The sequence below is a fragment of the Pseudoalteromonas ulvae UL12 genome (genome assembly GCF_014925405.1).
In the GTDB taxonomy this organism is placed as follows: domain Bacteria; phylum Pseudomonadota; class Gammaproteobacteria; order Enterobacterales; family Alteromonadaceae; genus Pseudoalteromonas; species Pseudoalteromonas ulvae.
The window spans coordinates 151974-172975 of record NZ_AQHJ01000030.1; the positions used below are offsets into that span (position 1 = coordinate 151974).

General features: G+C 42.8%; 14 protein-coding genes and 1 riboswitch. Of the genes, 8 read left to right on the forward strand and 6 right to left on the reverse strand.

The genetic code is table 11. The features are described from left to right. Positions 1 to 22: 22 nt before the first annotated feature. Complete coding sequence (locus PULV_RS14260; RefSeq protein WP_193332074.1) at positions 23 to 673, reverse strand: hypothetical protein; 651 nt, start codon at positions 671 to 673, stop codon at positions 23 to 25. Positions 674 to 1309: 636 nt separating this feature from the next. Between PULV_RS14260 and PULV_RS14265 the strand changes: the two genes are divergently transcribed. Beyond that, the gene (locus PULV_RS14265) at positions 1310 to 2029 is read left to right on the forward strand and encodes a helix-turn-helix domain-containing protein (protein WP_193332075.1); all 720 of its coding nucleotides are present in this window, start codon (positions 1310 to 1312) and stop codon (positions 2027 to 2029) included. Between the two features lie 98 nt (positions 2030 to 2127). Here the strand turns inward: PULV_RS14265 and PULV_RS14270 are convergent, their stop codons facing one another. Beyond that, positions 2128 to 3297, reverse strand: coding sequence for a tetratricopeptide repeat protein (locus PULV_RS14270; RefSeq protein WP_193332076.1), 1170 nt, complete (start codon positions 3295 to 3297; stop codon positions 2128 to 2130). Between the two features lie 355 nt (positions 3298 to 3652). Here PULV_RS14270 and PULV_RS14275 point away from each other — a divergent pair, with 355 nt between their 5' ends. Then, on the forward strand, positions 3653 to 4813 hold the full coding sequence (locus PULV_RS14275) for an efflux RND transporter periplasmic adaptor subunit (protein ID WP_193332077.1): 1161 nt from the start codon (positions 3653 to 3655) through the stop codon (positions 4811 to 4813). Positions 4814 to 4824: 11 nt separating this feature from the next. Further along, positions 4825 to 7968, forward strand: a complete 3144-nt coding sequence (locus PULV_RS14280; protein WP_193332078.1) for an efflux RND transporter permease subunit — start codon at positions 4825 to 4827, stop codon at positions 7966 to 7968. A gap of 295 nt (positions 7969 to 8263) precedes the next feature. Here the strand turns inward: PULV_RS14280 and exaC are convergent, their stop codons facing one another. Next, positions 8264 to 9784 (reverse strand): acetaldehyde dehydrogenase ExaC, encoded by a 1521-nt coding sequence (gene exaC / locus PULV_RS14285; RefSeq protein ID WP_086745718.1) that lies wholly within the window; start codon positions 9782 to 9784, stop codon positions 8264 to 8266. A gap of 138 nt (positions 9785 to 9922) precedes the next feature. Between exaC and PULV_RS14290 the strand changes: the two genes are divergently transcribed. Continuing rightward, positions 9923 to 10825, forward strand: coding sequence for an AraC family transcriptional regulator (locus PULV_RS14290; RefSeq protein ID WP_086745717.1), 903 nt, complete (start codon positions 9923 to 9925; stop codon positions 10823 to 10825). 58 nt (positions 10826 to 10883) lie between these two features. Here the strand turns inward: PULV_RS14290 and PULV_RS14295 are convergent, their stop codons facing one another. Together PULV_RS14295 and ygjK are read right to left on the reverse strand one after the other, a co-directional pair. Continuing rightward, on the reverse strand, positions 10884 to 11684 hold the full coding sequence (locus PULV_RS14295; RefSeq protein ID WP_193332079.1) for a hypothetical protein: 801 nt from the start codon (positions 11682 to 11684) through the stop codon (positions 10884 to 10886). 262 nt (positions 11685 to 11946) lie between these two features. Further along, positions 11947 to 14361 carry an alpha-glucosidase gene (gene ygjK / locus PULV_RS14300; RefSeq protein WP_086745715.1) on the reverse strand — a complete coding sequence of 805 codons (2415 nt, stop codon included), beginning with the start codon at positions 14359 to 14361 and terminating at the stop codon, positions 11947 to 11949. A gap of 155 nt (positions 14362 to 14516) precedes the next feature. Then, a riboswitch (cyclic di-GMP riboswitch) is annotated at positions 14517 to 14607 on the forward strand. A gap of 143 nt (positions 14608 to 14750) precedes the next feature. On the opposite strand from ygjK, the gene PULV_RS14305 reads away from it, so the two are divergent. From PULV_RS14305 to PULV_RS14320, 4 genes are all read left to right on the forward strand, one after another. After that, the gene (locus tag PULV_RS14305) at positions 14751 to 15329 is read left to right on the forward strand and encodes a hypothetical protein (RefSeq protein ID WP_086745714.1); all 579 of its coding nucleotides are present in this window, start codon (positions 14751 to 14753) and stop codon (positions 15327 to 15329) included. A 214-nt stretch (positions 15330 to 15543) separates the two neighbouring features. Then, a complete protein-coding gene (locus tag PULV_RS14310) occupies positions 15544 to 17550 on the forward strand; it encodes a S9 family peptidase (protein ID WP_193332148.1) in 2007 nt (668 codons plus the stop codon). Positions 17551 to 17800: 250 nt separating this feature from the next. Continuing rightward, entirely contained in the window at positions 17801 to 18307 is a 507-nt protein-coding gene (locus PULV_RS14315; RefSeq protein WP_193332080.1) for an Sbal_3080 family lipoprotein, read from the forward strand. Between the two features lie 214 nt (positions 18308 to 18521). Further along, complete coding sequence (locus tag PULV_RS14320; protein WP_193332081.1) at positions 18522 to 19958, forward strand: hypothetical protein; 1437 nt, start codon at positions 18522 to 18524, stop codon at positions 19956 to 19958. Between the two features lie 74 nt (positions 19959 to 20032). On the opposite strand, the gene PULV_RS14325 is transcribed toward PULV_RS14320, so the two are convergent. Further along, positions 20033 to 20974: a sodium-dependent bicarbonate transport family permease gene (locus PULV_RS14325; RefSeq protein ID WP_193332082.1), complete on the reverse strand. Its 942-nt coding sequence runs from the start codon at positions 20972 to 20974 to the stop codon at positions 20033 to 20035. Between the last annotated feature and the right edge of the window lie 28 nt (positions 20975 to 21002).

The following is a 21002-nucleotide window of genomic DNA, read 5'->3' on the forward strand; positions in this document are numbered from 1 at the left end:
GTACTGCGCCAGAGCAACATAATTAGAACGCTTGTTGTAGGGAAATGCTCAGCCAATGATGGTTATCACCTTGTTCAAGCTTTACGTCATGCAAAGGGTGGCTGTAACCAAGCATTGCTTGTAAATGCAACGCAGGGTTTAACGCGACTTGAATGCCCACGCCTGCTTCACCGTGATTGACACCATCATAATGCGCTGAGGCATAGCCAAAATCTAAACCAATCGACAGATGAGAGAAAACCGAAAGCTGCTCGCTGATCACCCAAGGATGAGATGCAAGTGCCATCATAACAAATGAACCATCGGCCTGCGTTGAATATACATAGTCAATACTAGGGAGTAAAATAGGGTGATGGCTATAAATGAGCCCCGTCGCAAGTTCAGTATCATATTCATCAGTTTGTGAGAATACTAAACGGGCTGCACCTAGGTATGCTTGCCAATCACCGAACTGAAAACCACGCACAGCACTCAGATTTAACTCTTGATAATCTTCTTGCGTACCTTTTGCCAGCCACACTTGAAAGTCTGTTTGCATGTAATTGAGATCGAGTTGCGCAAATTGCAAACCGCCAGCGGTTAGGTTGTTTCTACCTTCGGTAATGTATTTGCTTTGTCCACCTAAAGAAAAGAGCCATTGTGCATGGTTTTCATTGGCATATGCACCATACATTTGAGTCGCGACGAGACCTAAAAAGACAGCAGTTATACTTTTTTAAAATGTGTCATTCTCAACCTTACTACTCAGATTCTTAGAACAATATAGATAATGAGGGTAATGATTTTTCATTATTTTAACATAATCTCATTTGACAAGATAATAAGCGCTTTTTGACGTGACGATACGAAAATTAAACTGGTTGTATCAATTTTAGTGTCAGGTTTCCTGCAAAGCTCACTCATGCATGATTATTCCTTAATATTCATCTTTATATTTCACTATGACTTACTAAGAATGGCCGTTATGCAGTTGGTGCATGCTTTTGAATTTACTTTTAAACATATTATTAGGGGCTGTTGATCTTTCGTGGTTAAATTTTGTTCGAGATAAAAGCGTATTTATCGCGGCGAGTAGTGTGTAGCCTAGTCATTCTAAGCAAATACTGCTCAACAAAGAGAGATACGCTTTTAGCCGAACCCTTCGGGCAGCGTTTGTTGGGTATTTCTACTGCGTTATCGCTTTTTCGTGTAGCTCGCTACACCACAAAAGCGCTGCCTTGTATAAATACCCAACAATTCGCTGCAAAAATCATCACGAAAGTTCAACAACCCCTAGGTATGTTGTTATTAAGAATACAAGGAGTTAAAAATGACATTAGGTGAAAAACTAAAAGAGCTGCGTTTGGCGCGAAATTTTAGTCAGCCGGAGCTGGCACAAGCAGCCGCGATTGAGCTGTCGTATTTATCAAAGTTAGAAAACGATAAATCGCTGCCATCAAATGAGGTGTTTAGGCAATTATTAGCGGCGTTGAGCGTTGAATTAAGTGATTTATTGCATTGTCCAAAATTGAAAAGTGACTTAACACGGTTAAAACAGATCCCAGATATCGACGCGTTTTTATCCCAGCGCCAGCAGTTTACGATAGGTCAGCAACGGCGTTGGTGGTACATCAGCTCTGCGTTAATCGTGATTGCAGTGACTTTATTCTATATTGGCCAAAATGAGAGGCTTTTTGCTCAGCAGTTATACCAATATCAATCAAAGGGTGTCGTGCTTGAGGGGGAACCTGAAGCCATTTTTAACACATGGATTCACTTAATGCCTCAGGGTGTTGACCGAGCAGTAAAAGACGCAAAACAACAAGAAATGTTATTGCGCGAAGCAATTGATACCCGCTTTGAGATCAGTAATTTAGGCGATGCGGTAACATTAGAGGTTGAAGGTGGGCGACGCTATTATGAATACCAACAGAAAATTGTGACCGCAGATACCATCAGTCCGTGGTTTAGAATCGTAGGAGTATTGCTATTCTGTATGGGTTTGATGGGGTTTGTACTGGAACGAAAAATGTTTAAGCATGTTTATTGAATATTATGATGTGTTTGGCAATTGATAAAGCAGCCTAAGGGCTGCTTTTTTGTGTTTTTTACAGGCAGTGGAGCGCTAGCGCTATGAGTTGTAAAGTCTTATTCGCTTGTTATCGCTTTGAGTGCTTGGTATTTAGCTTGGTAAATGGCCAATTGATTGTGATCGTAAGTACGCTCAATTGCAGCTTCTAAATATTGATTGGCATGGTCTAAATCGCCATTTTGATAAGCGATTTTAGCCAATTCAATATAAGGCTCAGGTATATAGTGCGCAGCTTTGACCGCTTTATTAAAATAAAATTGTGCATAGTGAAGGTCGTGATCTGCAATGGCTTGTTTACCAAGTTCTAACCACGAATAAGGGTTGGGATCCTTGATATGGGCTAGCTTCGCGTTAAGTTGAGCAATTAATGCTTCATCTTTGTTATTACGCGCAATCAACATATAGTTTTCGTAAAGGTTAATGTTGGCTAGGTCATTCGTAACCGCGTAATGGTAGAGTCGGTTGGCGGTTGTGGTGTCGCCAGCACGACGATGCAGAACAGCCTGTAAGTTTATTAGCTCGTTGTTGAAAGGGTCGTGCAACATGGCGTTATACAGGTAAGAAAAAGTAGCATCGAAGTCATTTTTTAGCAGCGTTTCTGCGGCGAGATTTGCATAAAATTTAGCGATTAATTGCGGTCGTTGTGCTTTTTTAGCATGAACTTGGCCGCGAGTAGGGAAGTAATCGATAATAATACTTTTAGGTACGAAAAATACCTTGTTTTTCGATGTGCTGTTATCTGCATCGTACACTCGAGAGCGCAAGTGACTAGAGCTTAAAATGAGATTGCCTTTTTTGAAGTATACCGGCTCATTGATAATATGTTGATAGTCGATAGGGCTCTGGATTAAATCCGCCAAAGCGGTGGTAAAGACGGCTAGTGAGATGCAGTTGCCGCGTTTTTGTGAAAAGGCGCTATAGGCATCGAGGGTGTCACCATGAAAAGTAAAACCGGTAAGCTTATCGTCTAAAAAATTATGAATAATACGCTCATTACTGCTTGGAAACTTTTTGGCTTTTTGTTTTTGATAATATTCAAAGAACTCTTGTTTCTGGGCATGTGATAATTGGAATATTTCGTCAGCATTATAACGCTCTACGGGGGCGAAAAGAGAGGTGTTCACTAAAGTTAGTGGGTTTTGTAATGATGTTTTCTCTGAAGAAGGAGTGCTTTGACAGCCCACTAAAACTAGGCTCAATAGTAAGATAAAAAACTTATAATGCATGACGTTTCCTTGTGTGAGTGCATATCGTAAACAAGTTGAAGGCAATGAGTTTAATTAACCTAAATACAATACCTCGATAAATAATGTACCGGATTACTTTACTTTTAGCACTAGATGATTTTGGCAAATGACCAAGATTAAAAAGTGAGTTGTTTATTGATTTTGATGAACGTATTGATCGTGCGGTGATGGTCGACACGTATTAAGCCTTTAATCACAGTGGTTAGGGTTAAAATACTTGCTCAATCGCCTTGTGGTTTCCTTTCACAAATGTAACACCTAGTTACAATTGTCAATATCTTTAACTATCATAGATTTGTTACTATCTGAGCAGTTAATTTTTAGGGTGTCACACATGAACAATAAATGGATGAAAGGTTTATTGCCCTTAGTCGTACTAGGCGTCGCAATAGGTGTATTTAGCGGGATAAATGCAACCGCTAATGAAAAAGAAGACAGTAAAGCCGTTGATAAGCGACCTACAGTTAAAATTGAGGCACTAGCAGCAAGTGATCATCAAGTAGTGATTACCAGTTACGGTGAAGTAAGACCGCTAGAACGCACGCAATTATCTGCGCAAGTTTCAGGTGAAATCATCAACTGGCACCCTGAGTTTGTGGCTGGTGGATTAGTTAAGCGCGGTGAGATTTTGTTTAGTATCGAACCTGATAACTACCAAGCGCAGGTCTATTCGGCGCAAGCGGAGTTAGCCCGTGCACAGGCGGCATTGATTGAAGAGCAAGCGGCAGGAGAAGTCGCACGTAAAGAGGCAAAACGCTCGCCAAATCTGACCCACAGTGATTTATATTTACGCAAACCGCAAATCTTGAGCGCGCAAGCTGCGGTTAAATCTGCCGAAGCGAATTTAAAACGTGCTGAGCGAGACTTAGAAAATTGCCAAGTGCGTGCGCCATTTGATGCGTTAGTGATTAGTCGAGAATTAGGTTTAGGCCAGTTTGTGAATACCGGCGCGCAAGTTGCGGTACTCAATAACATTGAAACAGCTGAAGTGCTGATCCCGATAGCAGGATTTGATAGCGCATTTTTACCGCGTCAAATCAAAGGGCTAAAAGCGAACGTGAGTCAAAAGGGGCTTGCGAATATCACCCGTGAGGCGTTTATTGCGCGAGATTTAGGAATCATTGATAGTGCGACACGTATGAGTAATTTAGTGGTGCGGATTGAAGACCCTTACGGTTTAACCTCAGATGTACCGCCACTTAAATTTGGTAGTTATGTTGAAGTTAACTTTGCAGGCCAAACTCTGAATCAGATTTTCCGCTTACCGCAAGAACTCGTCAACAATAGTACGGTATGGATTGTCAACGATGAGCAAAAACTACAACCTAAACAAGTGCAAGTGCTACGTGAAGAAGGTGAATACTTCTTAATTAACGCAGGCCTCGACAGTCAAGACAAGCTGGTACTGACCTTGCCTGAATACCCGCAAAAAGGTATGGAAGTGAAAGTTGCCAATGCTGAGGTCACCGCAACGACCAATACAGATAATTTATAAGGAGCGATATTGTGACCAATCAAACGGCTCCTGAAAAACAAACGGGGATCATCGCGTATTTTGCCAACAATTCAGTGGCGGCAAATTTAATGATGTTTTTCATTATTGTGATGGGGATTGTGAGTTATTTCACGATTCAACGTCAGATGTTTCCCAATGTTGAAATTAATTACATCAATATTAATGCCTCTTACCCCGGCGCTTCGCCGCAAGAAATCGAAGAAAGTATCTTAATAAAAATTGAAGAATCAATTAAAGATATTACCGAAATCAAAAAAGGCGTATCACGAGCGTTTCGTAATTCAGGGCGTATTTCGTTAGAAATCCATCCAGATGAAGATTTACCTGAAGTGCTCGACAAAATAAAGCTGCGTGTAGATGGAATCGCGACGTTTCCTGCGGATATGGAGCCAATAACCATTTATCAAGCCGAGTTTCGCCAGCAAGTCATTGAAATGTCTTTGGTCGGTGATTGGCCGCTGACAGAGCTCAAACCTATCGCGAAAAAAATCGAAGATGAGTTATTGCAGCTCAACAATGTCTCTTTGGTTGACTTAGATGTGCCACTGGATGAAATTGCTATTGAAATTCAGCCTGAAACACTGCGCAAATATAACTTAACCCTCAACGATGTTTCGGCTGCTGTGCGCCGTTATTCTGCGAACTTTTCTGCGGGACAGCTTCGCACTGATGCTGGGATTATTTCAGTACGGGTTGAGAATCAGTTTTATAGTGGTGAAGAGTTCCGCCAAATCCCGATTAAGATTGGTGAAAATGGCGCGAAAGTTTTACTGCAAGATATTGCAATTATTAAAGATCAATTCACTGAGGGTGAGCGCTACTTTAAATACAGTGGTCAAAACTCAATTTATCTCGCGGTAAAAGCGACCAAAGACCAAAATATGATCCCGGTGGCGCAATCGGTAAAAGATTATATTGTCGAGCGTAATAAAACACTCCCACCTGGCCTTGAGCTGAAAACCTTAGTTGATATGACGTACTACCTTAATGCGCGCCTTGATATGATGCTAAAAAATCTGTTTCAAGGGGCGATTTTGGTGATGCTGATGCTGAGCCTCTTTTTGCGCTTTAAACTCGCATTATGGGTAATGGTAGGCTTACCTGTGTGTTTCTTGGGTGCAGTGATGATGATGCCTTTATTTGGTGTCACTATTAATATTGTTTCTTTGTTTGCATTTATCATGGTACTTGGGATTGTGGTCGATGACGCGATAGTCATCGGTGAGAGTGCTTATACCGAGATAGAAAAAAATGGCGGCGGCGTTGAAAACGTTGTGCGCGGCACTAAGCGCGTCGCGACACCTGCGACATTCGGTGTTTTAACCACTATTGCGGTATTTGCGCCATTTACGCTGTCTAGCGGCCCAGAAAGTGCGTTCTTTTATGGGATTGCAGTGGTTGTAATGTTGTGTTTAGTGTTTAGTTTGATTGAGTCAAAGCTGATTTTACCTGCGCATTTGGCACACAGTCGTTTTGATCCTATACCTGAAACAAGCTGGCGTGCTCGCTTTAATCGAAATTTCTTCAGTTTTGTTAATGGCCCTTATAAACGCTTTATTGAAAAATGCACACAGTGGCGTTGGTTAGTATTTAGCAGCTTTATCGGATTCTTTTTGATTAGTATTGCTTTAATTTCTGCCAATTATGTTCGTACTGTGCCAACGCCGAAAGTGCCACATGATTTTCCGGGCATTGAAATAGAGATGAATGAAAATGTCTCTGATCAACAAACTATTGATGCGCTTAAAACAGTCGAAAAGATTATTTTAGACATTGATGAGCAAACTAAAGCTGAATACGGCCAAGGCATGATCCGTGACATTTTAGCCTTTAATCAAGGGCGTACTGAAGCGCGTTTGTTAGCCCCTTTGGTCGATGAAGAGCTACGTCCGTTTAATACGTTTGAGTTGTCTCGTCGCTGGCGTGAAGCCTTACCTGAAATACCGGGTATGAAATCATTTTCGATTCAAGATGATGTTAATGGCAGTGGTGGAGATGGTGAGTTTGGCTATTTGTTATACGGCTCAGATATCGACACATTAAATGCGGCAGGTCGTCGTTTAATCGATATGCTGCAGCAGCAAGAAGGCTTGTATGATATCAGCTCGACCATAGATCCGGCGAGTAAAGAAGTACAAATGACGCTACTGCCTGTGGCGTATGATTTGGGCTTAACATTGTCTTCAATCGCCAATCAGGTTGGAGCCAGTTTTTATGGTGGTGAAGCACAGCGAGTGTTACGCGATGGTGAAGAAGTCCGCGTGATGGTTCGTTACCCTAAGCTTACTCGTGAAGCATTCTCATCGCTCAAATACACTGTGGTGACCACGCCAAGTGGGCAAGAAGTGATGCTAGGCGATGTTGTTGGTTTAGCTGAAAAACCGGGTATTAGTTACATCCGTCGTGAAGGTGGTTACCGAACTGTGTATGTCTACGGCGCGATTGACGAAGAAGTCATTGAACCAAACGAAGTCGTCAAAAAGGTAAAAGATGATTTACTGCCGCAATTAGCAACCGAGTTTCCATCAGTGAAAAGCGAACTCGGTGGCGCGATTGAGGAACAACAAGCACAAGCGAATGAGCAAATGCTGTTTTTCTTAGCGGGTATGATCATTGTTTATATTCTACTGGCTGTGCCACTGAAAAGTTATTCGCAACCCTTGATTATTATGTCGGTGATCCCTTTTGGTTTAACAGGAGCTATCTGGGGGCATTTCTTCTTCGGGCTTGATATCAGCATGATGTCGACATTTGGCTTAATTGCCGCTGCGGGTGTGGTTATCAACGATAGCCTGGTGATGACAGATTACGTGAACCAAAAACGCCAAGAAGGGTATGCGATTAAAAAGGCCGTTATAGAAGCTGGATGTGCCCGCTTTAGAGCGATTACTTTAACATCAATTACCACCTTTGTTGGTGTACTGCCAATTATGTTTGAAACGAGCCTTCAGGCGAAGTTTGTGATCCCGATGGCGGTTGCTCTTGGTTTTGCAGTGTTATTTGCGACTATCGTGACCTTAGTGTTAGTGCCGTGTTTGTATTTGATTTTGTATGATTTACGTAAACCATTTAGTTGGATAAAAACGAAGTTATCTCGAAATAAAGTACCACATCAGCAAGAGCGCGAAGCATAACACTTCACTAGCCGTTCGATACTAATCAAAGCCTGTACAACACTGTACGGGCTTTTTTATTTGGGTTAGGCGTACAGGTTTGCTGAGTTAATTGTCTTTTTATGGCAAGTCGTTATTCGCGCGAAAACCTTGTATATACAGGTTTGTTAATCACGCGGTGAGTTAGCACGGTTGCGCTTATTCAACCTAGGAAGGCACGATTGACGCAAATGTTAGAGGCATGAGCTTAAAAACGAAAAAAGCCATGGATTACATGACTTTGATATTCACTGTTAGGGGAGTGTTTGAAATAAGGTTAGAAAAAACCAAGTGGGCTGTCGGTGTAGCTCACGAGTAAGTTTTTGGTATTTTGATAATGGTCGAGCATCATTTTATGTGTTTCGCGGCCCACACCTGATTTTTTATAACCACCAAAAGCAGCATGAGCCGGATAATGATGATAACAGTTTGTCCACACTCGGCCTGCTTCAATTGCACGGCCCATGCGGTACGCCAGATTCATATCTTTTGTCCAAAGTCCGGCGCCTAAACCAAATTCGGTATCATTGGCGATGGCGATAGCTTCGGCCTCATCTTTAAATGTGGTGACACTGACAACAGGGCCAAAAATTTCTTCGCGAAAAACGCGCATCGAATTATCGCCTTTGAACAACGTGGGTTGCACGTAATAACCTTGTGATAAGTCATCACTGATCGCCTCAACTCCCCCACCAATGAGCACTTGTGCGCCTTCTTGCTTGCCAATCTCTAAGTAGCTTAAAATCTTATCAAACTGCTGTTTCGATGCTTGTGCACCGACCATAGTGTTGCTATCTAGAGGGTTGCCGCGTTTTATTTGTTGCATCCGCTCAATGACTCGGGCGATAAAAGCATCATAAATATCTTCTTGGATTAGTAAACGTGAAGGGCAAGTACAGACTTCACCTTGATTGAAAAATGCTAAGACCGCTCCTTCAACGCATTTACTGATGTATTCTTCGTTCTGATTCATCACATCGTTGAAATAAATATTAGGAGATTTACCGCCTAGCTCGACAGTTGATGGAATGATGTTCTCGGCGGCGCATTTTAAAATATGTGCTCCGACAGGTGTTGAACCGGTAAATGCTATTTTGGCTATTCGGGTACTGGTAGCCAAAGCTTCACCTGCTTCTTTACCAAAGCCGTTGACGACATTTAAGATACCGGCAGGCAATAAATCTTCAATCACTTCAATCAATTTTAAAATGGAGACCGGTGTTTGTTCTGCAGGTTTTAAGATGACGCAATTCCCTGTTACTAATGCAGGAGCGAGTTTCCAAGCAGCCATTAAGAGTGGAAAATTCCACGGAATGATTTGCCCAACGACACCTAATGGCTCATGGAAATGATACGCCACAGTTTGGTCGTCAATTTGGCCGATTGAGCCTTCTTGGCTGCGAATGCACCCTGCATAATAACGAAAGTGATCAACGCATAAGGGTAAATCGGCTGCTAAAGTTTCCCGTACGGCTTTGCCGTTATCCCATGTTTCTGCCACCGCCAACATTTCTAAGTTCTGCTCGATGCGATCGGCTATTTTCAACAATAAATTACTGCGCTCAGTGACCGATGTTTTACCCCATGATTCTTTGGCGGCATGTGCGGCATCCAAGGCAAGATTGATGTCTTTTTCGTTTGAACGTGGAATATGACAAATCACTTCGCCAGTTACTGGGCTGGTATTTTCGAAGTATTGGCCATCAACGGGCTCAAGCCATTGACCGCCAATAAAGTTGCCATAATATGATTTGAATGAAACGAGCGAGCCGGGTTGGCCTGGATTGTTATAGATCATTATTATTCGTCCAATTGTGTGTTGTTTGACCTATCACACTAAAAGTAAATAGCGGACAACACTTGTCGCTTGGTGCAAAAAACTTGACTGTCTGTACATTTCTCATCCATGCTAGCGCCTGTACCTAGAGGAAACGTTATGCATATTTTGACGGATGACAGCCATTTTTATAATAAAAAAATCAAAAGCTTAGTGGATAACTGTACGGTATTTAATGCTGATGATGTGCAACTGTGTATTTACGATACCTATGAAGCTGCCAAAGCAGTTCCTTTTCATGCGGAACAACTGATGTTGTGTGCAATGACACAAGGTGAAAAAGTGATGCATCATCATAGCTTGCCAACTGGTCAGCGCTTTTTACCAGGACAAAGTTTCATTATTGCGCAAGGAGAGCAAGTTGCGATTGATTTCCCAACGGCCAGTTGGCAACAGCCTACGTCGTGTTTGACCATCGAAATTGACAGTAAAAAAATTCAACAGGTGGTAGATAAAATAGCCTTTGAACAAGCGCCGGATCTTAAACAAGTGAGCGCGACCATGCAGCTTGATAATAGCTCTGCAACACAAGCGTTGTACCACCGATTAAGCCAAGTTTTTATTGAAGAGCCTTCAGATAGAAGCGTGCTGATTGATTTAGGGATCACAGAGCTCATCGTACGCTTGCTACGTTTTAATAGTTCACAAATGCTATTGCGTCATGCAAAGCAAGACCCAACGGGGTCATCATTGCACGCTGTGGTGCAGTTTATAGAGCACAACTTAATGCACCCGATTGAAATTGAGCAACTGTGTAAAGTAGCTTGCATGGGTCGTAGCCGTTTGTATGCGATGTTTAAACTGTATTTACATTGCACACCGCAGGCTTATTTGTTGCAGCAAAGGTTGCAGTTTGCTGCGCAGAAAATAAAACAAGGCTTGAGTATCACACAAGCCTGTTTTGATAGTGGTTTTAACGATCCGAGTCATTTTAGCCGTCGCTTTAAAGCTATGTTTGGGCAAAGTCCTAAACAATTTCAGCAGGCCTTTAAACAAGCTTAATTTTGAAAACGCGTACGGCGCGCAATCAATACAAACAGAGGTTAAGTTATTGGTCGCGTTACTCGCCTGATTCTAAGCGTTCAAATTGTTGTTTTGTAGCCAGTTGTTCAGGAGTCAATATTTGATCAATTTGCGCTTCTACAGCTTGCATTGGGTGCTCATTTTGATAAAACTGGCGGTGCGCAGTACCAAAAGCCCCTAATTTAACGTCAATATTACTAATACTCTGCTGATAACTTTGTTGGTAGATATCTAAAATAACCTGCTTTTGGCTATCTTGTAGGTTAGGTAGCATCGCGAAGTAACTTTGCGTGCTATAGAATTTGTCTAGCTCATGCTGCTGCAAGATTTTTTGTTTTTCTAATTGATGATAACTTTCTAATTGTTGTGATGTTAAATGTTGCACGATGTGCTGTTCAAATCGTTGTTGAATAGCGGCCCTTTCTATATTAATGGCTTCTATTTCAGCTTGGTCTTGCTCAGGAGATACAAACGGGTTGTTGTCGAGTGCCATCCGTTGATAATAAGGCGTCATCAACTCGATTTCAGCATTATTTTTTTCGTGTAATAAAGTGCGGAGTTCCGTTAATTGCTGAGCGTTTAATCCAAGTGCGGTGCTAATTTCGTTGATAGCAAAATTGACTTCAATCATTGCTGCTGCTTTGGCAAACTCGACACTTTGGAAGTGAGAATCAAGCGCACTGAAATTGGGTAATTCGTCCAGAGCTAAGGTTGCTTGGTCGCGACCACTTTGATCTGGGAGTGCTTCGGAATATTCTTCATCTGCTTGCTCGCTCAGTTTTTTTTTGTCATCTAGGGCGTTATTGGTTTTAAGGTTGCTGGGTTGTGAGCTTGTCATCGCTGACTGCCTCGCTGAGAGCGGAGAGTCAAAAGAAGCGTCTTTAATCATCACTGAGTTATTGGGTGTAACAGTAAGGTGTTGATGTGTCGATGTGATCAAAAAATAGCTATAACAGGTGCCGACACCCAATAAAAAACTAACAAAAAGTGAGAGGTAAAATTTCATTGTGAAAACTGTACTCAGTGAACGATTATAAAAATAATTAACTTAGGATTATAGCCTAAAGCTAGCCGAAAATGCTGTAAGTAATTGTAAGTACTTACTGATGTTTTACTTCCTTTTCTGGTGGCGGGTGCTTTATTTCTTGTGCCAGCATTAATAGATGAGCTGCACTCCAGCTAAAATTCGTCGCACCTTGCATTTGGCCGCTCTGTGGGTGGTAGTTTTCTCGTATGGGTTGTGCTGCGAGTAAACCTTCACTGTGCTGGATCAGTTTGCTGAAAAGTTGCTGAGCGTGCTGCCAATAGCCATAGTTTTGCAGTGCGATTAAGCCAAAGTAGACTTGATCTAGCCACACTCTGCCGCGCCAATAAATATTCGGGTCATAAGCTGGGTTGCTGAGTGCAGCCGTTGGAAAAGGCACGTGTGTATTAAATTCTTTCGGGTCGAGCATATTTTTGACCACGCGCTGCGCGTGTTGCGGGCTGGCGACACGAGTAAACAGCGGAGCCCATCCTTCAGGGCCTTTGCCGCGATGACTTAGGAGCTGACCATTGCATAGGGTATCGGATGGCGAAGCACTGATTTGTCGGTCGAAATAAAAGCCGCTTTGGGCATCAAAAAAACAGGCGTTGATTTTATCGGCGAGCGCGCGCGAGTCCGTATCGAGTTGTTGCGCTAGGCGGTCTTTGTCGAGTAAGGACGCCATGCTGGCGAGGAGGCGCTTCTCTTGTGCTAGATAGCTATTGAGTTCAACAGATTCTTGATTAATTGAGTAACCGACAAGCTGCTGATTAAATTGGTTCGGCAAAAATTGCACTTGCCAGTCTAGGCGGGCTTTTTTTAAGTGGCCTTGATGATGTTTTTTTGCATAACGCGCGAGTTGTTCGGGGTTGATAAAACCAAAGCGAGCAGCATTGTCCATGCCTGACTCCCAGCCTGCACCATGTTGCACAGGAATATCTAATGCTAAGTAATCCGCCTGCTCCAGCACTTGTTTATACAAGTCGTTACCGCTGCATTGGTAGCTAAAACTCTCGTTAGCTGGCGAGCGTTTACAGCTTGATAAGTCCAAGGGTGGTGCCGTTGTAGGATACTCGACAGTAAAAAGTAACTCGCCTTGTTCATTTGTATGTGCAGGATGCAAGGTCGCACCGTATTCGACTAAGCCATTTTGATTGTGGTCGCGATTGCGATACCACCACTGATGATACGCAAGCAGTTTAGGAAACATCAGCGCGATGAAGTCGCGATCTTGCGTCTGTTGGTAAATGTGCCAAACAGCCCAGCTGGCGAGCGGTGGTTTGGTATTGCGCTCATTCCAATTACCGCCTATGCCGCCACGTTGCGGATCTTTATTGTAAAAAATAGCATCAATTACCATGCCTTCATCGTGGGGTCTGATGGGATCGTTTGCGCTGATTTGATAGTCAAACATCGCCAATACAGTCTGTTTGGCCAATTCAGGTGCAATGTTTGCCAAGGCGTATGCATGTTTCCATGAATCCCATGCCCATGCGCCGTTAAACCAGCGGGCTGTGGTGGATGGGCTGACGATATCGTGCATAATCGCGCCTTGGGGGCTGCGCCAGTTGCCTATTAAAGTTGCCACCGCTTTGGTTTGTACCGCAAGAGGAAGTGGGGAATCGGAATTAAGCCTTTGCTGATAAGTGGCCCAGCGCTGTTGTTGCTGTTGGCTTAATTTCATAACGTGTTGCCACGCGACTGCCGATGTCTCTTCTGGGCGTTGGACATAGCGTTGCTGGGTATAAATTGTGGTGCTTTGCTGAGGTTTTATTTCCAATTCAGCATGGCTGAGATAACTGTTTTTGTGTGACGTGAGCGTCGTATCAGTACTGATCGAGCGAGTAATGTGATACTGCTCTTGGCCAGATAGCATCATCTGCCATGGTGCGCTAAGTTGGGCAAACTTGATCATTAGCTTATCGGGTGTGTTGTCAAAACGCATCTGCCAATTAGGGAAACGTTCTTGGTAGGTTTGTGTCAAAGAGAACGCCTCAAGCAGGCTTCCTTGCCATTGTATTGCCAATGGTAGTGTCTTCACGCTGAGGTTGGTTAGTTTTGTTTCAATCAACGCTGTGGATGAATTGATAAATTGCAATGAAAGCGTGAGCTGCAGTGTTGGCCATCGATAGTGCTGAATAAGTTGGCTGGGTAAGGTTTGCTGGCTATGTTGTGCGCTTTGCAGATCAAAACGTTGCTCAGTATCACGGTGGTGCAATGAAATCTGTTCGAGTTGCTTGGCGATGAATACCCCGTACTCTTGCGCAATAATCATTGGGCCCGTAAATCCACCATATTCATTCCCTGTGGCGGGTTGTAAAAAACCGTGCCAGCTTCCTAGGTCAAAAAAAGGATTAAACAGTTGGTTGCCATACTGATCAAGCTGTTGCATTGCGTTTGGAGAGCCTTGGCGATCAAGTGCTAAGTCAGCTCCAGATGCATGAGAATGTGCGATAAACAGACACAAAATTAGTAACGGGTAAAATCTCATAGGATGCTCAATCAGTTATTATTTTTGGTCTATTGTATGCAATTTGTTGTTTGTTTAGTAGCATAGAGTGAAACTTGTTTTTAGTGATAAAGAATGGTTTTATTTTTATTGATAGTATTTTAGTTTGATATTTATGGCGCTTAGGCTATGATCCGCGCTTATTTTGGCAAACTACCCGAAAGGTTAGGACGCAAAGCTTCCGGTCTACGGTCTTCTATTAAAGGCTACGACAGCGGGGTTGCTGCAACGATATCTTCGTTGTGTCTTTACAGTGCATGTACTGCTTTGTTTTGTTGCCAAATAAATTCATACGTAATAAAGGATTAGAAGGTGTATTGGTATGTTGGCGGCATGTCGCATAAAACAAGATGACTTCATAAGGTGTCGAAATGGTTAATGTATTAGCAGGTTTGTTGCCTGGTGATTGGCATATTATCCACACGTTAGAGACGGATTATCGGCTCAATAAAGGCGATAAAATTCACTTTGCATTATTTGATCAGTTAGGTGATTTACCAGAGCTATCGTTTGAGTATGAAGTCGCTCAAGCCTGTGAAGGTGAGCCTCATGTATGGCCTAAGTTGCTCTGTGAGCATATCAATAAGCATTTTAAAGTTTTACAGGCTGGACGACATTATCCCGAAATCGGCATCGTGCCCAGTTATGGTCAAAATTCTATTTTTGCCTTGCAAGCGAGTGGGATTGTGAGTGTCGATGTTCGTTTTGTGCATGCTGATACCTGTAGAGGGCGGCAGGTTGTTTTACAGCAACTGTATGATTATGTGTTTCCTCAATATCGCAGCGACTACCGGGCTGGCGATCGGGTTTATCATAGTAAAACTGATGCGGTGTATATGTGTAGGCCATGGCCGTACACTGAGTTTTGTCGTCTAGGCGAGCACATGGACGAGCAATATGAACCCGGGCTTGGAAAAAATTGGTCGCTGGCATGGCAGCGGCTAGAATAAAATATGCGTTCATCTGTCATGACGTTTTTCTTCCCTTGAGTAACCATTTATTTAGCTATATAGATAGTGGTTTCACCAAAGTCCGAGTTTTGATTAACTCGGACTTTTTTTATGGATTGGGTTAAAATACGCGCCAATTTGATCTTCTGTTTGGAAATTGTTTGTGGCTAACCCGAGTAACTGTGCACCCAAAGCGATAAAAAAACCGTTTGAAATGTCTCATCATCAACATACGCGTTGCGATAACTATTATTGGATGAGAGATGATGAACGCAATAACCCAGAGGTTATTGCGCATTTGGAAGCGGAAAATCGCTATTGTGACGCGATGCTTAAGCAACATCAGGACCTAGAAGACGCCATATTTACGGAATTAAAAGACCGTATTGTTAAAGATGACAGCACGGTTCCTGTGAAAGATGGCGCGTATTGGTATCATTCTGAAATAAGTGGCGATGATGAGTTTGCGCGATATTTTCGTGCAGAGGATGCACATGGGCTCAACAAACAACTGCTTATCGATACCAATGCACTGGCTGAACAGCATGAATACTATGACTTAGGTGAATTTTCGATTAGCCCTAATGACCGTCTGATGTCCTATTCTGAAGATACCGACAGCCGCCGTATTTATACCATTCGTTTTAAAGATTTAGTCACTGATACCTTGCTTGAAGATGTGCTCGAACACACCGAAGGGCAAGCGGTGTGGGCGAATGATAATCAAACTGTGTTTTATGTTAAAAAAGATCTCAAAACATTATTAGGTTATCAAGTGTATCGTCATTTGCTAGGTACAGCGCAGGCTGACGATGTCTTGGTTTTTGAAGAGCATGATGCCAGCTTTTTTATGGGACTTGGCAAAAGCCGCGATGAATCTCTGATCATGCTTGATTTAGAGTCAACCGAAACCAGTGATACTTGGGTGTTGGATGCGAATAATGCCCAAGGGCAGTTCACGCAATTATGCCCGCGCTCGCATGGCCACGAATATGACGCTGATAAATTAGGCGACATTTATTATATTGTCACTAATTGGCAGGCGAAAAACTTCCGTTTAATGACAGCACATCAATCGGTTATTGGTGATCAATCTAAGTGGCAGGAGATGATCGGTCATCGTGATGACATCATGCTGGAATGTGTAGAGTTATTTGATAAATATAAAGTGGTTACTGAGCGTGAAGCTGGGCAATTAAAATTTATTGTGTATCGTGAAGATGGCACACACTACCCACTGGAATTCAATGATCCGTGTTATTTTGCCGGCTTAGGTGAAAACCCTGAACCGAGCACAACATGCGCCCGATTATATTATTCCAGCTTAACCACTCCAGGCTCTTTGTTAGAGTTTGATTTTGCGACCGGCGAGCAAACTGTGCTCAAACAGCAGCAAGTGCTGGGCGACTTTAACGCTGGGCGTTACCAATCTGAACGGTTGTTTATTGAAGCGAGAGATGGTGCGCAGGTACCTGTTTCGTTGGTTTATCGTAAAGATAGCTTTAAAAAAGATGGCACTAATCCACTGTTTCAATATGGATATGGTGCTTATGGCATCACCATTGATGCGAGCTTTTCTAGTAATGCATTAAGCTTGTTAGATAGAGGTTTTGTTTATGCCATTGCGCATGTTCGCGGCTCTGAAATGCTAGGACGTGATTGGTATGAACAAGGCAAAAAAGCCCACAAACAAAATACCTTCAGTGACTTTATTGATGTCACTCAAGCGTTAGTCGCACAAGGTTATGGCCATGCTGATCAAGTCTTTGCCTCTGGTGGCAGTGCGGGTGGTTTATTAATGGGGGCAGTTGTTAATCAAGCGCCTCAGCTTTATAAAGGGATTGGCTGCCATGTGCCCTTTTTAGATGTGCTGACGACTATGCTCGATGAAAGCATCCCACTGACAACCAATGAATATGACGAGTGGGGAAACCCCAATGAACTCGACGCGTATAACACGATTTTAGCTTACTCACCGTACGATAATATCAGTGCACAAGACTACCCAAATATATTGGTCACTACCGGATTTCATGACTCACAAGTGCAATACTGGGAGCCAATGAAATGGGTGGCGAAAATGCGCGAGATGAAAACAGATTCTAACTTGTTAGTGTTTAAAACTGATATGGATGCAGGGCACGGTGGTGCTTCGGGGCGTTTTAAAAGCTTGCGTGAACGAGCACTCGAAATGGCCTTTTTTATCAGCTTGCTTAAATAAAAGTAGTGATTAAATAACATAGAATGCAACTTACTTATGTGCGCTGAAACATTTTGAATGTTGTAACTATAAGTGTTTTTCAGAGGAGCTTATTCCTGATATAAGCATGTATTTATCTAGATGTAAAAGTGTCTATTAGGTACAATAGCGTTTTGTATTTATTAAGATAAAATTTTCAACGAATAATACAGTGCGATTCAAACTCAAATTTGAAGCGACAGGAAATAAGCAATAATAAAAAGGGAAATGAATGAAAGCATTTAAAACAGCATTATCAGTAGCGGCTGTAGTAACTTTAGCTGGTTGTGCTGCTAAGCAAGATGTATCTAGATTTGAAGTGGAAGTACCAAAAACAGTATGTATTGCAGAGCATAGAGACGTAAAGGAAGGAGTCATTACAGCTCTTGAAGAGGCTTTCTCTAAACACAATGTTCAAACCAAAGTGATAACTGCGAACTATGTACTAAAGCATCAGGCGTATCAAACCGATTTAAACCCAATTGATACAGAGAGTTGTAATGCAGTAGCCTTTTATGTGGCGAATTGGCATTGGGATTTAGCATTATACATGTCTTATGCAAACATTTGGGTGACTGATGTCAATCAGGAAAAGACGATTGCTCAGGCTAGTTACCGTACTGGCGGTGGTTTAGATAAATTTATTGATGCCAAGTCTAAAATTATTGAGTTAGTTGATTCAATGTTCCAACAGGTTGAAGCTCAACAATTAGAAAAAAAGACCAAGCAAGCGATTTAGTGTTTGAGATTAAATAACCAGAGCTGAAGTTAATTATAAAAGCAGCAATTCAGCTGCTTTTTATTCATAAAACCCGCCTCAATAGCAATAGCGTTAATCACTGGTTAGTTTTACTCTGATCCCAGCTAAAAGATAAATAAGCGGTCAAATATTGTTCAACATTTAACCACTCAGGCCGATATCCTAAGTAGTCAATCAAACTAGGATGCCAGAGATGAAAATCGATACTTATCGGCTCTCTACACAGTTAGCAAAGGATGCCCATACTTACCAAGCGACTCACACCGAGCTTCAGAGCCACAAGCCACCCTTGATTAATCAACAAGGATTAGAGAGAGGCACCCAAACCAGCACCGAATACACTTATACAGCACGAGAATTAGCAGCTCAGCGTCAATACCTATCCAGTGATAGCAGAGTGAGTGGCCCAAGTGGCCAGCAACGTTTGAACCAAGAGCATGAACTCAGTCGCCTTTTTTCAAACATGGTCTCACAAAATATATCGGTTTGGCGGATCAATGCAGGAGCGGGTGGTGTGCCTGCTTTAGCCTCAAACAGGTCAGCAAATATGAATGTGCAATCTGGGGCACATCAAGCTGATTTTACTTTGCAATCCTACTTTGTGGAGTATGAGCAAAGTAGTTTGCAGTTTCAGGCTCAGGGTCAAGTAAGCTTAGAGGATGGGCGGAACATTGACTTTAATTTGAGTTTGCATATGGATCAGGCTTATTTCAAACAAGAAAATCTGCGTTTGTCTCAAAATACTCAGCCGTTACGTTATGACCCTTTGTTACTTGATTTATCAGGTCAAGGCCCTCAGTTAAGTACCGTTAGTTTTGATTTTGATATGAACTTAGATGGGCAAGACGAAACACTGGCTTTTGCTGCAGCTGGTTCGGGCTTTTTGGTGTTGGATAAAAACCAAGACGGTGAAATTAATAATGGTTCAGAGCTGCTTGGGGGATTAACTGGTGAAGCATTTAAAGAGTTGGCCCATTTTGATGACGACGGAAACGGTTGGATTGATGAAAATGACGCAGTATTTGAGCAGTTACAGGTTTGGCATTTAGATCCCCACGGGCAAAAAGTCCTCACTCAGTTAGCAGATGCAGGAGTAGGTGCGCTGTATTTAGGTAACGAAGCGGCCCAATATACGCTAAAAGATCAACATAATCAGGAACTCGGTATCATTCAGCGCAGCGGTGTCTATTTACGCGATAATGGCCTAGCTGCATCGATGGTGCAAGTTGATTTAGCTGATCGATCCGCTGTAACTTCATCGGGTCAAGTGACCTCATTTTCGCCAGAAAATAGTCGGCTAACACGTCTCGAAAAAGAGTCTATCACGGGTTTTAGTGAGTGGCTGAATGATGAAAAAACGTTAGGTCAACTCAATCAGATGATTGATGCTGTCAATGAATTGAGCTTGTCTGAACTTAAAGCCGACCCTAATGTGCTTGTTTCATCTGGTAATGACAGCGAAAATCCGATGATCGCAGCCCTTCGCGATAGCATGTTGCGTTTACAGCAAAGCTTAGCCGAAATGAAAGCGCGCAGTGAGGAGGCTCCTGAGCCTGTAGATGTAGAGTTTGACCACATGCTGAATTTAGTGAAAATGATTGATGGCCTAGCGAAGAAAAAGGACTCATAAAGCAAAGCGAGCTGAGAGCATTTTTGCTGTCAGCCCGCTTGAGTGAGTAGGGTCAGTGTTGGTTTAGCGGTGTCTTACCACTGAACGATTTGATGGTAGAGACCAATACCAATTATCACATTGAATGGGAAGGTCAAACCTAAGGAGCTCAGCATCGCTAAGCCAATATCCGCTTCAGGGATGGAGGCTTTAATTGCTGCCGGTGCTGCAATGTAGGAGGCGCTTGCTGTTAAACTTGCCAAAATGACTATCGAGCCTTGCTCTAGGCCTAGCGCTGTGCCAACACCAATGCCGATGACGCCCAAACACAGTGGTGCGACTAACGCAAAGACCATGAGTTTCCAATGCTTCAGTGGCAGTGGTCGTAAGGTTTGCGCGGCAGTTAAGCCCATTTCAAGTAAGAATAATGCAAGTATTGCTTTGAAGCCGCCCATCAAAAGATCAGTGACTTGTGCGCCTTGTTGAGGACCGTACATAAAGCCGATAATGACACCACCAACCAGCAAAATGACCCCTTTGTTGGTGAGCGCTTCATGCCATAATTCAGCCATCGAGACTGTTTTGGCATTGGGTAACGCAGAGCTATAGCGGCGATATAACAGTAAGCCAACAATAATAGCGGGTAGCTCCATCAGCACTAAATAAAGAGTGATTTCAGGGTTAATGACTAAGTTATTGGTTTGCGTATAGGCCAACGCGACGGCAAATGTACCGGCACTCACTGAGCCGTAATGGGCTGCAATACTGGCGCTATTGGCGAGGTTTAAGCCTATTACTTTTCTCAGTAAAGGGAATAAAGTCAGTGGAATAAGGGCGCCGAGGATGACCACGGTGATGAGTTCTGGGAGTAAGCCCCAGCTTAAGTTGCCATGCAGTGCCATGCCACCTTTGAGGCCTATAGTCAGCATTAATAGCAAGCTAAGCGTATCATATGTTGCTTTGGGAATGCTCAAGTCTGAGCGAACAATCCCGGCAAACAACCCTAACAGAAAAAACATCACAACAATATCTGGCATACGACCTCTGGGCAATAGATTGAAATTA

Coding starts and splice junctions, on each gene's coding strand:
- PULV_RS14295 (WP_193332079.1), bottom strand. CDS start 11,684: ATGACAAGCTCACAACCCAGCAACCTTAAAACCAATAACGCCCTAGAT.
- PULV_RS14325 (WP_193332082.1), bottom strand. CDS start 20,974: ATGCCAGATATTGTTGTGATGTTTTTTCTGTTAGGGTTGTTTGCCGGG.
- ygjK (WP_086745715.1), bottom strand. CDS start 14,361: ATGAGATTTTACCCGTTACTAATTTTGTGTCTGTTTATCGCACATTCT.
- PULV_RS14290 (WP_086745717.1), top strand. CDS start 9,923: ATGCATATTTTGACGGATGACAGCCATTTTTATAATAAAAAAATCAAA.
- PULV_RS14270 (WP_193332076.1), bottom strand. CDS start 3,297: ATGCATTATAAGTTTTTTATCTTACTATTGAGCCTAGTTTTAGTGGGC.
- PULV_RS14305 (WP_086745714.1), top strand. CDS start 14,751: ATGGTTAATGTATTAGCAGGTTTGTTGCCTGGTGATTGGCATATTATC.
- PULV_RS14275 (WP_193332077.1), top strand. CDS start 3,653: ATGAACAATAAATGGATGAAAGGTTTATTGCCCTTAGTCGTACTAGGC.
- PULV_RS14260 (WP_193332074.1), bottom strand. CDS start 673: ATGTATGGTGCATATGCCAATGAAAACCATGCACAATGGCTCTTTTCT.
- PULV_RS14315 (WP_193332080.1), top strand. CDS start 17,801: ATGAAAGCATTTAAAACAGCATTATCAGTAGCGGCTGTAGTAACTTTA.
- PULV_RS14265 (WP_193332075.1), top strand. CDS start 1,310: ATGACATTAGGTGAAAAACTAAAAGAGCTGCGTTTGGCGCGAAATTTT.
- PULV_RS14310 (WP_193332148.1), top strand. CDS start 15,544: ATGTCTCATCATCAACATACGCGTTGCGATAACTATTATTGGATGAGA.
- PULV_RS14320 (WP_193332081.1), top strand. CDS start 18,522: ATGAAAATCGATACTTATCGGCTCTCTACACAGTTAGCAAAGGATGCC.
- exaC (WP_086745718.1), bottom strand. CDS start 9,784: ATGATCTATAACAATCCAGGCCAACCCGGCTCGCTCGTTTCATTCAAA.